This window comes from Flavobacterium sp. 11 (assembly GCF_002754315.1).
Lineage (GTDB): Bacteria > Bacteroidota > Bacteroidia > Flavobacteriales > Flavobacteriaceae > Flavobacterium > Flavobacterium algoritolerans.
Genome location: NZ_PEFE01000001.1, coordinates 2,672,114 through 2,685,374, shown reverse-complemented (window position 1 = coordinate 2,685,374; position 13,261 = coordinate 2,672,114). Strand labels below are relative to the sequence as shown.

At 33.7% G+C, this 13,261-nt stretch carries 17 protein-coding genes and 1 pseudogene; 12 read left to right on the top strand and 6 right to left on the bottom strand.

Annotated features, from left to right (window positions below; genetic code table 11):
- Positions 1-194: 194 nt before the first annotated feature.
- The 4 genes from CLV00_RS11705 to CLV00_RS11695 all read left to right on the top strand — a co-directional run bounded on the left by CLV00_RS11705 (position 195) and on the right by CLV00_RS11695 (position 1,632).
- Entirely contained in the window at positions 195-542 is a 348-nt protein-coding gene (locus CLV00_RS11705; RefSeq protein WP_099715367.1) for a four-helix bundle copper-binding protein, read from the top strand.
- A gap of 86 nt (positions 543-628) precedes the next feature.
- The gene (locus tag CLV00_RS11700; RefSeq protein WP_099715366.1) at positions 629-1,051 is read left to right on the top strand and encodes a membrane or secreted protein; all 423 of its coding nucleotides are present in this window, start codon (positions 629-631) and stop codon (positions 1,049-1,051) included.
- 33 nt (positions 1,052-1,084) lie between these two features.
- The gene (locus tag CLV00_RS16640) at positions 1,085-1,192 is read left to right on the top strand and encodes a heavy metal-binding domain-containing protein (RefSeq protein WP_220485219.1); all 108 of its coding nucleotides are present in this window, start codon (positions 1,085-1,087) and stop codon (positions 1,190-1,192) included.
- Positions 1,189-1,632 (top strand): universal stress protein, encoded by a 444-nt coding sequence (locus CLV00_RS11695; RefSeq protein ID WP_158234602.1) that lies wholly within the window; start codon positions 1,189-1,191, stop codon positions 1,630-1,632. Before CLV00_RS16640 ends, CLV00_RS11695 begins: the two co-directional genes overlap by 4 nt.
- A gap of 169 nt (positions 1,633-1,801) precedes the next feature.
- On the opposite strand, the gene CLV00_RS11690 is transcribed toward CLV00_RS11695, so the two are convergent.
- The 4 genes from CLV00_RS11690 to CLV00_RS11675 all read right to left on the bottom strand — a co-directional run bounded on the left by CLV00_RS11690 (position 1,802) and on the right by CLV00_RS11675 (position 3,757).
- Complete coding sequence (locus CLV00_RS11690) at positions 1,802-2,176, bottom strand: DUF4136 domain-containing protein (RefSeq protein ID WP_086452971.1); 375 nt, start codon at positions 2,174-2,176, stop codon at positions 1,802-1,804.
- A complete protein-coding gene (locus CLV00_RS11685) occupies positions 2,163-2,435 on the bottom strand; it encodes a DUF4136 domain-containing protein (RefSeq protein WP_086452970.1) in 273 nt (90 codons plus the stop codon). Before CLV00_RS11685 ends, CLV00_RS11690 begins: the two co-directional genes overlap by 14 nt.
- 65 nt (positions 2,436-2,500) lie before the next feature.
- A complete protein-coding gene (locus tag CLV00_RS11680) occupies positions 2,501-2,863 on the bottom strand; it encodes a hypothetical protein (RefSeq protein ID WP_225872941.1) in 363 nt (120 codons plus the stop codon).
- A 285-nt stretch (positions 2,864-3,148) separates the two neighbouring features.
- Entirely contained in the window at positions 3,149-3,757 is a 609-nt protein-coding gene (locus CLV00_RS11675) for a cytochrome c (protein ID WP_086452968.1), read from the bottom strand.
- A gap of 489 nt (positions 3,758-4,246) precedes the next feature.
- Between CLV00_RS11675 and CLV00_RS11670 the strand changes: the two genes are divergently transcribed.
- The 8 genes and pseudogenes from CLV00_RS11670 (at position 4,247) to CLV00_RS11635 (ending at position 10,992) form a co-directional block, all read left to right on the top strand.
- Positions 4,247-4,627, top strand: a complete 381-nt coding sequence (locus CLV00_RS11670) for a metalloregulator ArsR/SmtB family transcription factor (RefSeq protein WP_099715364.1) — start codon at positions 4,247-4,249, stop codon at positions 4,625-4,627.
- On the top strand, positions 4,624-5,256 hold the full coding sequence (gene merTP, locus CLV00_RS11665; protein ID WP_099715363.1) for a mercuric transport protein MerTP: 633 nt from the start codon (positions 4,624-4,626) through the stop codon (positions 5,254-5,256). The genes CLV00_RS11670 and merTP overlap by 4 nt, the downstream gene beginning before the upstream one ends.
- An 81-nt stretch (positions 5,257-5,337) precedes the next feature.
- Positions 5,338-6,996 carry a mercury(II) reductase gene (gene merA, locus CLV00_RS11660; RefSeq protein ID WP_099715362.1) on the top strand — a complete coding sequence of 553 codons (1,659 nt, stop codon included), beginning with the start codon at positions 5,338-5,340 and terminating at the stop codon, positions 6,994-6,996.
- A gap of 35 nt (positions 6,997-7,031) precedes the next feature.
- Positions 7,032-7,343: pseudogene (locus tag CLV00_RS11655) on the top strand (heavy metal translocating P-type ATPase); the annotation flags it as partial.
- Between the two features lie 314 nt (positions 7,344-7,657).
- The gene (locus CLV00_RS11650; protein WP_099715361.1) at positions 7,658-7,981 is read left to right on the top strand and encodes a helix-turn-helix domain-containing protein; all 324 of its coding nucleotides are present in this window, start codon (positions 7,658-7,660) and stop codon (positions 7,979-7,981) included.
- 534 nt (positions 7,982-8,515) lie between these two features.
- Positions 8,516-8,998, top strand: a complete 483-nt coding sequence (locus tag CLV00_RS11645) for a hypothetical protein (RefSeq protein WP_099715360.1) — start codon at positions 8,516-8,518, stop codon at positions 8,996-8,998.
- Between the two features lie 280 nt (positions 8,999-9,278).
- Entirely contained in the window at positions 9,279-10,421 is a 1,143-nt protein-coding gene (locus CLV00_RS11640) for a saccharopine dehydrogenase family protein (RefSeq protein WP_099715359.1), read from the top strand.
- Positions 10,422-10,431: 10 nt separating this feature from the next.
- Positions 10,432-10,992 carry a 2'-5' RNA ligase family protein gene (locus CLV00_RS11635; RefSeq protein WP_099715358.1) on the top strand — a complete coding sequence of 187 codons (561 nt, stop codon included), beginning with the start codon at positions 10,432-10,434 and terminating at the stop codon, positions 10,990-10,992.
- Positions 10,993-10,997: 5 nt separating this feature from the next.
- Here CLV00_RS11635 and CLV00_RS11630 read toward each other — a convergent pair whose 3' ends face one another.
- Both CLV00_RS11630 and CLV00_RS11625 read right to left on the bottom strand, forming a co-directional pair.
- A complete protein-coding gene (locus CLV00_RS11630; RefSeq protein WP_099715357.1) occupies positions 10,998-11,591 on the bottom strand; it encodes a 2OG-Fe(II) oxygenase family protein in 594 nt (197 codons plus the stop codon).
- A 169-nt stretch (positions 11,592-11,760) separates the two neighbouring features.
- Positions 11,761-13,224, bottom strand: coding sequence for an AAA family ATPase (locus CLV00_RS11625; RefSeq protein WP_099715356.1), 1,464 nt, complete (start codon positions 13,222-13,224; stop codon positions 11,761-11,763).
- Between the last annotated feature and the right edge of the window lie 37 nt (positions 13,225-13,261).

The following is a 13,261-nucleotide window of genomic DNA, read 5'->3' as shown; positions in this document are numbered from 1 at the left end:
TTCAAATTTGTATGGAGGATGCTTGTTCTAAAAGACAAGCGTCCTTTTTTTGCAATTACATTTTTTACAAACCAATATACATTCCTGATAATGTGCGAATTATATAATTTTTATTAGAATTTCACAATACTTTTTCAAGTTAAAAAGCTACCTTTAAACTGCGAAAATTAATTCGCAATTTAAATTTAAAAAAGATGAGTCATCAAAAATTTAAAGATTGTATCGATGCATGTTCAGAATGTGCAGTAGAATGTTCGCATTGCGAAAGTGAATGCTTGAATGAGCAAGACGTAAAAATGTTAGCGCGTTGCATAAAACTAGATCATGATTGTGCAGCTATTTGTTTATTTGCAATGCAGGCTATGGCAAGCGGAAGTGAGTTTACGGAAAAAATCTGCAAATTATGCGCCGAAATTTGTACAGCTTGCGCCGAAGAATGTGAAAAACATGCACACATGGAGCATTGCAAAAATTGTGCGGAATCCTGTCGAAAATGTGCTGTTGAGTGCAGTAATATGAGTAAGTTAAGCACCGTAAAATGAGTAAAATGTGAGTATTTCAATCTCTTAAATAAAGTTTCGTTTAGAGGAATTATTTAAGAGATTTTAAACAATCAAAATTATAAACTATGAAAACATTACAAAAAATCACATTAATTATTGTATCGATTGGTTTGTTTACATCGTGCCAATCCAAAACTGATGTAAATCAAATTCTTTCAAATTCAGATACAAAAAAGGCAATTATGGATACTATTGCTAACAATAGCGATATGTCTAAAGATATGATGCAAGCAATGATGAACAGTAGTAAAGGAAAAATGATGATGACAAATCACGAAAATATGATGAAAATGATGAAGGATAATCCAGCTATGATGAAAGGAATGATGACCGAAATGATGGAAGCATCTAAAACAGATACTACGATGATGTCTGAAATGTGTAAATCGATGATGGATAATCCTAAAATGATGGATATGATGAATGATAAAAAAATGCAATCACACAAAATGACTGGAATGGATAAAAATATGGATATGTCCAAATAATACAAATACAAACAACATTAAAATATAAAAAAAATGGAAACTCAAAAAACGTATACCTGCCCCATGCACCCAGAAGTTACTTCGGATAAACCCGGAAAATGTCCCAAATGCGGAATGAATTTAATGGAGAAAAAAGAATGAAAATTCTACTAGCAACCGATGGTTCAAAATATAGTAAAACAGCAATTAATGAAATTGCCAACAGGCCATTTCCGCCCAAAACCGAAGTGTGCATTCTTGCCGCATATGAAATTACCTCCATTTTAAACACTTTAGAACCAATGGGTGTTTCTCACGAATACAATGCGAAATTTGATGAAAACGCATTTAAAAATGCAGAAAAAAATGCAAAAAGTGCAGCCGAAATTCTTGAAAATAAAAATCCAAATCTGTTAGTAACCACAAAAATAGTTGCAGGTTCACCAAAAAGTGTAATACTTAACGAAGCCGAAAAATTTAAAGCCGATTTGATTATAGTTGGTTCACACGGATATGGAGCAATCGAGCGTTTTGTTTTAGGCTCTGTTTCGCATTCAGTTGCGTTACATGCAAAATGTTCGGTAGAAATTGTTCGTAAATAAAAAACTTAACAATGGACAAACACATTTCCATTTTGTAGCACGGTATTATTGAACTTACTGTTAGATTTAAGAACCTAATGTAAGTTCGTTACTGAAAATATATTGTGAAAAAGATTTATATTCATTAATTTTTCTTGGTCTGTTGTTTAATTCATTACCAATAGAGAATCTAATTTTTTTTCGGACGCTTGTGTCCATTAATAGGTTTTATGGGATAATTATCAAGAATGTCATACACAGCAGGATGTAAGTTATCCCCAATATAAGATGGGTCATATAAATCCCCTTTAGCAGTTCCTGTCCATACAAGTTTATTCAGTTTCCTGTCAATTATATTCAGCGTGATTGCGCCTTCTGTATATTCGACCTTTTGGGTTACATAAGTGGTATAGTTGTAATTATAGTGATGGAGGTAATAGTGATTGCTGGGATAATGATAGTAATAGGGGTTGTGATAATACCAACCCGAAGGATAAGTGTAACCAGGAGTACTGACTGATTTCTCCTTTTTAACGGCAGTGATAACTAAGTCAAGAAAAAACATCCGGTGTATCAATGCTTATTTTGTATCCTCTCTCTCCCATGCAATGAGTGAAATAGTTGCGTGTATTGTTGCGAATAATCTGATTATTGTATTCGCCTTGAGCTGTGTCTTTATTCGGTAGCCACGCAAACGTTTTGTATTTTGTAAAATCAACACTGCGATCATAATCGGAAGTGATTTTCGTATAAACCCCGCATCCGGCAATAGCGAGGAAAAGAAGACCAATTAAATAGTTAAATAATTTTCTATGTGTTTTCATGTTTCTATTTTTTTATGCAACACTTTCTTAGTGAAGCTATTGTTATTTGATTTGAATGGATTTCATTAGTTTGATTTCTTAAGTACAGTCTGAAAAATTTGTATCGTTATTTCATTGTTCCATCCTTCTGGCAAATCGATCCCAAAATCACTTAAACGCAATTTAAAGTTGAGTGTAAGTAAACAGGAAATGGTTTCGTTACTTGCAATGTGTATAAGCAATCCGTTTATATATATTCTTTTCGCCTTTCCATTCAAATGCAACTCAGCTTCAAAATTTAGTTTGTGATCTGGATGTTGTAATGTCTCCACGTAAGGAATGTTCAGTTGTCCTTTCAGGACTACCTGCCCCATGTTTGAGTTGATAAGCTTCACATTCAATGAATCTGTTTTAGTACGTAAAATAGCTGGATTAAACGTTAGTTCCATTACAGCAGTTTCATAATTGATTAAAACAAACAAACGATTGCTATAGGCTATTATTATGGAATCTCTGTACGAGCCAATAACCTCTATACTTCCTTCCCGGGTTCGGTATCTTTGCTGTGCCTTAGCTGAAAAGCTCCATAGTAGTAATACTATAGTGCATATCCATACTGTTTTTAGAATTTTTGCCATTACTTTTTGCTTAATTGCGAAATATATTTGTATGTAATTGCTTTTCTGAATCGGTTATTATCATTTGAATTATTTATGTTTTTTTCATTCATTTTCCTAATGATTTTGCCCTTGGTGTTCCATCATTTCGCCTGAATTTTTCAGAGAATTTACATAAACATAAACCGAAAGGATTTCTTCTTCGCTTAAAATGTTTTCCCATGCTGCCATTGCAGTTCCCTTCATTCCTTTTTTTATGAGGTATATTCGCCCCTGATCTGAATAAAATGATGAATGTTCAGGGTCAGTAAAATCGGCTGGCTTTGGTTGTAATGTTGCTGCTCCAGGACCATCGCCTTTACCGCCACTTCCATGACAAGTAAGACAATATTTTGTGAATATGTCTTTACCTTGTGCAAGTTGTTCCTCTGTGCCGAGAGATACGGACTGATTATATTTTTCGCCCAATTCCTGTTTTAACCATTTGCGCGTTTCATTCATTTGTTGTGAATGCCCACTATGTCCATAGTTGTCATTTTCTTCTCCCTTTTGTTGAGGGTGGTTCTGTTCAATTTGTTCTTGGTTTTTTTCGGAATTTCGGCAAGAAGTAAGCATCAGCAGTGCATACATCAATGCGGTAATGATTACAAACTCGATTTTGGCAGTTCGGAGCAGTTTACACAGAGTGTGACTGAAGAACTCACCATATTGTTTAGATTTTTTCATAGTTCTGTTTTAGTTTTTAAATTAAACCATCAACGAAATACAAATTCTCGATACTTTTTACTAAAAAACACTTGAATTAGATGTAAAACACTATTCTTCAGTGATTTAATATAAATTTACGATTTATTTAAGTATGTAACTTGGAATTTTTTATTTTTTTATTTCCACAAATAAATAATATATATCATGCTGTAGGAATGATTAACTTCATAAAACGATTACGAGTTTTAGGATCTTTCCATCCTGCCATTACCGTCACCTCTCTCTAATAACACTTTGTCAATGCTTATAATGACTCAAGTCAAAGTATTTACCGATGGTAATTTGAGTACAGTTTGAATGAAAAGCAATACTAAATCATTTACTTTAAAAATTGAAGTATTCATTTCAAAGTAAAATGTTAAACTTATTTTTATTATTTAAGCATTTGCTTAAATAATAAAACAATTAACTACATTTGTTTAGTATTCAATTTAAACAATTACAACAATGGACAATAATCAAACGTGTATAAGAGTTTTGGCTGATAAAAATCAAATCAATACCTGTAAAAACAAATTAGAAAATAACAGCAACGCTTTTGAACAATTGAGTGGTTTATTAGCATTAGCTGGCAATGAAGTACGACTAAAAATAATGTTTCTTCTTGAAGAAGAAAATGAACTTTGTCCTTGCGACCTTGCCGATATTTTAGAAATGAGTATTCCTGCCGTTTCACAACATCTACGCAAAATGAAAGACGGAAATGTTATTGAAGCAAGACGGTCTGGCCAAACTATTTTTTATTCTCTAAAATCAGAACAATTACAAATACTTCGTCCCTTTTTTAAATACATTATTAGTCAAAATTCAAATTTAGAACTCATATGAACACAAATTCAAAATCAGGAAAACTTGCTGTAGCAAGTATTTTATCAGCAGTGACAGCATCACTTTGTTGCATAACGCCCGTTTTAGCTCTTATTTCTGGAGCTTCTGGCGTAGCATCAACGTTCTCGTGGTTAGAACCTTTTCGCCCTTACTTAATTGGAATAACTGTTTTGGTATTGGGCTTTGCTTGGACTCAAAAACTAAAACCACGAACGACCGAAGAAATACAATGTACTTGTGAAGAAGAGGATAAAATACCATTTGTGAAAACTAAAAAGTTTTTAGGCATTGTAACGGTGTTTACTTTTTTAATGATGGCTTTCCCATACTATGGACAAGTTTTTTATCCAAAAGCGGACAAACAGCTAATTGTTGTTTCTTCTGATAATATACAAGAAGTAAAATTTAATGTGAGTGGAATGACTTGTGCCAGTTGCGAAGATCACGTTAAAAATGAAATAAACAAATTACCGGGAATTGTAACCGTTTCTGCTAATAGCAACGAAGGAATCGCAGTTGTAAAATTTGACAATAGTAAAACGAACAAAGAGGCTATCATAAAAGCTATTAATACCACAGGTTACAAAGTATCAGGAGAAGTACCAACATCCGTAAATCCTCCACACTGACAAACTGGACACGTTTGTGGTCTAAACGGTTGCAAATAATTTTTTTGACTCTATTATTAAGCATTTAATTAAAATAAGAAAATGAAAACAGAAAATATAAAACTCGATATCGCAGGAATGACCTGCGACCATTGTGCCACAGGCATTGAAAAAATGCTTACCAAAAATGAAGGAGTAACAGAAGTAAAAGTGAGTTATCAAAACGGCAGTTGCGAATGTTCTTTCGACCCTTCTAAAACTAGTAAAGAAGAAATTATCAATACTATTAACAGCACAAAAAATTATAAAGTAGCTCATACTGCTGAAACTAAATGTTGTAATACAAACGCAAACCACTTCGATTTAATTATCATCGGTGGTGGTTCGGCGGCATTTTCGGCAGCTATAAAGGCCGAAAGTTTAGGATTATCGACCTTAATGGTAAACGGTGGTTTAGACTTTGGCGGAACTTGTGTAAACGTAGGTTGTGTCCCTTCTAAAACCCTTATTCGTGCAGCGGAAACAGCTTATCACGCAACACATTCCAATTTTTCGGGCATCAAACCCAAAGGTGTTGCTATAGATTTTGCTCAAGTAATTAAAGACAAAAAACAATTGGTAGCCACGCTCCAGAAGAAAAAATATATGGACGTGGTAAGTGATTTTCATAACCTGAAAATGCTAACGGGTTGGGCAGAATTTTTAGATACTAAAACCATTGTGGTCGATGGTAAAGTAAAATATACGGCTCTAAAATTTATCATTGCCACAGGAGCAACTACCAATATTCCAATTATTGAAGGGCTAAACGAAGTAGGTTTTCTTACCAACGTTTCGCTTTTTGATTTAGAAGAAAAACCCGAAAGCATGACCATTATGGGGGCTGGTTATATTGGTTTAGAAATTGCTATGGCTTACAATCGTTTGGGCGTAAAAGTGCGTATCATCGAGTTTACTGATCGTGTGTTGAGAACACAAACGCCCGACATCAGTGAAGCCTTGGAAACACAAATGCGTAACGAAGGTATAGAAATCCTGCCAAATTTTAGAGCAGTAAAATTTGATAAAAAAGGAAATGAAACCATTATCCATTGCAAATGCCCTGACGGTTCTTTTACACAAATTATCGAAAAAGGAAAAGTTGTAGTGGCATCTGGCACAACACCCAATATGCAAAAATTAGGATTGCAAAATATTGGTTTGGAACTTGCTAAAACAGGGCACATTTTGGTTAACGAAAAAATGGAAACCAATTTACCTAACATCTATGCAGTAGGCGATGTTACCAACACGCCTGCATTTGTTTACACGGCAGCCTTTGAAGGTAAAATTGCCGTAGAAAATGCTTTTACGGGAGCCAATAATGAAGCCGATTATTCTTCCTTGCCTTGGGTAGTTTTTACCGATCCACAAGTAGCAGGAGCAGGATTGGACGAAGCACAGGCAGAAGCCCAAAACATTCCTTTTGAAGTAAGCAAATTAGAATTAAATAACGTTCCAAGAGCTATTGCAGCCAATGACACAAGAGGATTTATCAAATTAATACGAAATACCGAAACCGATAAATTGATTGGTGCTAGAATTGTTGCTCCCGAAGGTGGCGAACTCATTCAGCAATTGAGTATGGCTATCAAGTATAATATAACCGTAAAAGAATTGGCAGAAAGTTTTTATCCTTATTTAACATTAGGCGAAGGCATAAAACTAGCAGCCATCACTTTCGGAAAAGATGTTGCCAAATTGAGCTGTTGTGCTAGTTAAATTTTAATATGAAAAACGCGACTACAATTCTATATGATGCACAAGTAATCGCTTTGGTCGATGCAGGAATTGCCAAGGGAGATTTAGGAAGCGATGCCACTATCGAAACTGCCGACATTGTTATTCAAAACGACCAGCCCACGAAAATTTTTACAGCAATAAATATTGGTAGAAAAACAAAACAAATCGTTTGGCAAAACATTGGGTTGGCATTCACAGTAAAAGCAATTGTAATGGTTCTTGGTGCCTGAGGTTTAGCCACCATGTGGGAAGCTGTTTTTGCCGATGTTGGTGTGGCTTTATTAGCTATTTTGAATGCAGTTAGAATACAGCGAATGAAGTTTTAATTTGGTATAGCTATTTTACAATTAATTATTAACATGAATCAAGGATTGAATCTATAACTTAAATTCGAAATACTTACTTGGAAATATTTTCTAATTTTTCCAAATCTTCAATAAAATAGTTCGACATTTGTTTGGACGGGGCTACTTGACCGAACAGTTCGAACCAACATTTCTCCTTAATGGATTAGATTTCTTATAGTCCTTTAACCAGTAATCATTGGAAATTAAAAGCCAAACTCCCCCTTTAAAGGACATGTATTATCTCCAATGTTGGTATTAAATACTTTTACATGAGATTTAAATAACAGATCGCCATGAAGCCATTTACTTTCGACCAAATACCCGTAATGATGAACAAAATTCATGATAAATTAGAGCATTTGGAAAAACTTATTATAAGAATCTCTAATGTAGAAGAAAATAAAGAAGAAGTTCTAAACATTCAAGAAGCATCAAAACTTTTAGATCTATCGGTATCAACAATCTATAGTAAAGTATGTAAAAGGGAAATCCCAGTTAATAAACAAGGTAAACGTATTTATTTTTATAGACATGAGTTAATGAAATGGATTAAGTCAGGTCGGGTAAAAACTTATTTAGAAATCCAAAATGATATTGAAAAAAGGTCAAAAATCTAATATTTAGATTTTTGACCTTTTACTTTTTAACCTCCATCTATAAGTACTCTAATCATACATCACTTAGTTTTTTTTTATGTCAGTGTTATAATCAATATTCAAAGTTTATAACTATTTTTGTATAAACAACTCCCATGAGTTATGTTATCTTGATAAGGATATCTTTGTTTTATTTTGCGATATTTTGCTTTAAATTGTACCATAATTGTACCACTGAAGTTTAAAACTCTATTAAAGTAAGGAAAGTTATTTTCTGCATCGGGAAGTAATTACCAAAATTTAAATAAATTCAGGAATAGTAATTTAGAAACCTTATTCGAAGCAAATGAGAAATCTTTAGAAAAAATCTTTTGACTGTAAAAAAAGATATTACAAATACTAAATATTTCTATAAAAAGGTATTAGATTGACCGAAAGAAATGAAAAATTAATATCATTCATTATTTAAATGCCATCAAATCTTTACTACTACAAGCTATTTATGCGTAAATTAGCAATCCTTATTACTTTTTTATAAACTAAACATTTACTATTATGAAAACTCCAGTTCTTTTTTGTTTGCTGTTTGCTTGTATAGGATTCCAAAGCTGTAAAAAAAATCAAAACGAAGAAGTCGTTAAGGCTAAACAAATCCTGGCTGAAAAACCGATAAGTGTCCAATGTTATAAAGCTTTGTATGAAAAGGATACTATAGATTTAAAAATGAATACTTTAAAAAACGGAAAAATAACCGGCGATATGGTGATGAAATTTTTTAACACACCCCAAAAAGTTGGCAAAATTGCAGGAGAATTCAGTGGAGATACATTATTTGCCAGCTATACCTTCATTCAGGGCGATAATAAAAAAGTAACATTTAAAAACCCAATGGCATTTCTAAAACGAGGTAACCAACTTATTTTAGGTAATGGAGAAATGCAAACCACTATGGGTGCAACTTATTTTGTCAAAGGCTCTCCTATAGATTTTGAACGTGTAAAATTTAAATTCACAACTATTGATTGTATCTCTGAATGATAAAACGGATAAGGGAATTCTATGTTTTTTCTGAAACAAATAATTAAACTAAACACATAAAAGTACTCTAGAAATAGAAAAAAGTTATAATTATACTTCTATTTAGTTTAGTATACAACTTATTATGTTTATTTTACTGTACTACCAGGCTATTCAATAAAAGGCCATACTCCTTTACGGGCTTTTCTTTACTATCCTTGACAGAGAAACTGCACACCCAAACAATCTGATTACCATAAAAATCAAATGATCAACCACGAAAAAACAGTATCTTTAGTATATGAAAAAACATCACACTATTATTATAGCCGGAGCCGGTGGAATTGCCGAAGCTGTAGGTCTATTATTGATGGAATGGAGCGAAGTAACTCCTAGTCTTTTTATTGGTGACAGAACCCATTCAAAAGCAAAAAAAGTTGCGCATTGGATTCAAGAAGGAACTACAAAATCGGGATTTATTCAAGATTTTCACCTTGCCGAAAAAGACCTTACGGATGAAATGATAGCAATCTTACGTCAAGGAGATATCATTCTAGACTGCTTACCGGGTAGCCAGGCACCACGAATAGCACAGTTTGCCAAAGATTATAAGCTTCATTACGCCAATCTGACGGAATATGTAGCAGAAACAGCAGAAATAATAGCTTTGGCAAAAGATGCCAACACCGGGTTTATACTTCAAACGGGTTTAGCTCCAGGTTATATAGATTTACTCGCAAATGGTCTTTTTCAACAGTTTTGCACTGACTTTGAAGTAGATAAAGTTGACAAATTGGAATTTAAAGTTGGCGCACTGACCAATCATGCCGTTGCACCACATTTTTACGGATTTACTTGGAGTCCTGTGGGCGTTGCTACCGAATATATGGAAGATACCATTGTACTTAGAAACTTTATTAAAACAACCTTACCTTCTTTATCCGAAAGAAAAAACATTATAATTGATGGAATCACCTACCAAGAAGACCTGACTTCAGGAGGAGCGGCAGATTTGCCAGATGCATTATCCGGAAAGGTTTGTTCACTTGATTACAAAACCTTACGACATCCGGGACATTATGCTTGGATACAAGAGCAAATTACTAATTTAGGAAATACTGCTGACGCAATTAAAGGTTTACAAGAAAAAATGGAAGCTGTAATTCCACATATTGAAGATGATAAAATTGTTTTGTATGTCGCCGTAGAAGGCAAAGATGCAACTGGAATTTTGCGCAGACGAGAAATTGCAAAATGCATACTTCCACAAAAAGTGGGAAAACATCAATTGAGAGCCATCCAAACAACAACCGCAGCACCACTAGCGCAAGCAGCACAATTATTACTCGAAACTCCTCATAGCGGAGTTATTTTGCAAAGCCAAATAGATTCAAAATCTTTTTTAAACGGGAATTATATTTTAAACGTTTACGGAAAAATATAAATGGTAAGGTATGGAAAAACAATATTCTGTTGCGATATATCCTTCGGAAGCAGTTATTGCTTTAGTTAAATCGGTGAAAGAACAATTGGCCGAGGAAGTGGGCTGGTTTAACAGTAAAAATTCTGTGGCTCATATTACGATTTGTGAATTCATAGCTACTGAAACTTCAATTGAAATTATCAAAAATAAACTAAACCTGTTATGTGATTCTTTTGAACCTTTTGAAGTTTACCTGAATGATTTTGATTCATATTCCAATGGCGCTTTTGTTATTACTCCCAATGAAGATTCCAAAATCAAGCTAAAAGTGATAATGAAAAAAGTTACTCAATCGCTTCGTTCCCTAAAAATGGAAAAAAGTAGTAATCCTCATATATCAATTGGCCGCAAACTTAAACCTGAAAATCTTGAAATAGCAAAACACTTATTTACGACAATAAACACTTCTTTTTTATGTGATACTATTGTTTTGCGAAAATTTGATGATACTATAAAACAGTTTGTAGTAACTGATTCCTTTAAATTCAACAACAATCCAAAAATCGAAGGTATACAGGGAACACTTTTTTAGGAAAATTAATCACTTTTCAACCAACCTGTAATACTCATTCTGGTATTTTGGGTTAGCAAAACTTCGTGAACCAGTTCATCACTTTTAAAGAAAACCGTTTTTCCTTGTGTAGGAGCAATTTTTTGATTGTTATCTGCTTGATGAATCAGCAATTCGCCACCGTCACTTTCTTGCCAATTGCTATTTAAATAACTAATCATAGAGTATTTTCGGCTGGGATTGTTTTTGAATTGATCCAAATGCTTTAAATAAAAATCACCCGATTCATACAACGAATAATGAAATTCATAACCCGTTATTCCGGCATAACAGCTTTGGTTCAGATAGATAATAAATGCTTCTATTTGCGCAAAAAATTCGTTTTCGAATGCGTTGTTGTGCTTTTTATCCAACCAATAAATAGAATCACTTCGTATCGCGCCATCATAAGAAACTTTCTCAGAATTACCGATTCCTGCTTCCATCAACAGACTCTTCTGATTCAAAACAATCAAATTTTGTTTTAGATTATTGGCCAAATTGGTACTCAAAAAATGTTCGGATATACCTACCTTATTTTCAATATAAGTAGCAATCAAAGCTTCAAAGCTATTTTCCATGTCTGTTTTATTGACTGCTTAGACGGCCAACGGGACAAGGTAGACTAATAAAAACCGTTAGAGACTGATTATGAAATAAATAAAATTATTTATTTCTAATTCATTCTTTTCATTGTAATAAATTATAAGAAAAAAGGGTTTAGAAATGAATCCAAACCCTTTTAAATACTTATAATTTACTGATAAAGCTTCCGTAAATATCCTTGAACTGATAGCCTTCGGAGAAACGGTCTTTGCTCAGTTTCTTGTATTCTACCAATCCCCAAAGAATAAATTCTTTCATGAAAAATTTATCTTCTTTTTCCAATTGCGGTTGGTATTTCTTGATTAAAACTTCAAGTGGCACAATACTTCCAAGGATTCTTTCATATTCCTCATCGGAACAATCATCCAATAATTCGAAACCACTTTCAGCAAAAAACCATTCAATGATATCTGTGTAAGGTGTTTTCTCGTCTTGTTTCTCTAATTTCTCAATTTTTGGAAAATAAGCAGGGAAAAAAGTATGAATGGCATCACCTAATAAATGCTGCGCCACAGCAGCCGCTCCTTCCTGCTCTCCTTCATAAACCAATTCTACTTTACCAGTAATGGCAGGAATAATTCCCATAAAATCAGACAAACGCAAAGTAGTTTTATCTGCTCCAGACTTCAAGGCTCTTCTTTCTGCTGTGCTTAATAAATTCTCAAAAGCCGTGATACTCAATCGGGCACTCACGCCACTTTTGTTATCAATATATTCGCTTTCTCTTGCTTCAAAACTGATTTGTTCCAATAAATCCCTTGCCAAAGAAGGAACGTAAACCATATCATTTTGTACTGCATCCAGTTTAGCTTCTTGCTCCGTAATAGTTCTCGCAATTTTTATTGTATCTGGATAATGCGTTAAGATTTGGGAACCTATTCTGTCTTTTAATGGTGTTACAATACTGCCACGATTGGTATAATCTTCCGGGTTTGCGGTGAAAACAAATTGCATGTCTAGTGGCATTCTTAATTTGAAACCACGAATTTGTATATCACCTTCCTGGAGAATATTAAACAACGCTACTTGGATTCTCGCCTGTAAATCCGGTAATTCATTGATTACAAAAATACAACGATTCGCTCTTGGAATCATCCCAAAATGAATCACACGATCATCAGCATAAGACAGTTTCAAATTTGCTGCTTTTATAGGATCGACATCACCTATTAAATCCGCAACGGTAACATCTGGTGTAGCTAATTTTTCAAAAAAACGATCGCTTCTGTGCAACCACGAAATTGGAGTTTCATCGCCTTTGATTTCAATTATATCTTTGGCAAAACGCGAAATTGGTTTTAAAGGATCATCATTAATTTCCGAACCAGTCACAAACGGAATGTATTCGTCGAGTAATTCAATCATTTTACGCGCCAGTCTGGTTTTGGCTTGACCGCGAAGTCCTAATAAATTAATATTATGTCTAGATAAAATCGCTCGTTCTAATTCTGGAATTACGGTATTTTCAAAACCGTGAACGCCTTCAAATGTTGGTTTTCCCGATTTTATTTTTTCTCTGAGGTTGGAACGCAATTCATCTTTAATGCCTTTACTTTCGTAACCTGATTTTTTTAATTCTCCGAGTGTTTTTATATTTTCTATTTTCATTTTTTTACTTTATTGTTATTTATGTGATCAACTGAAC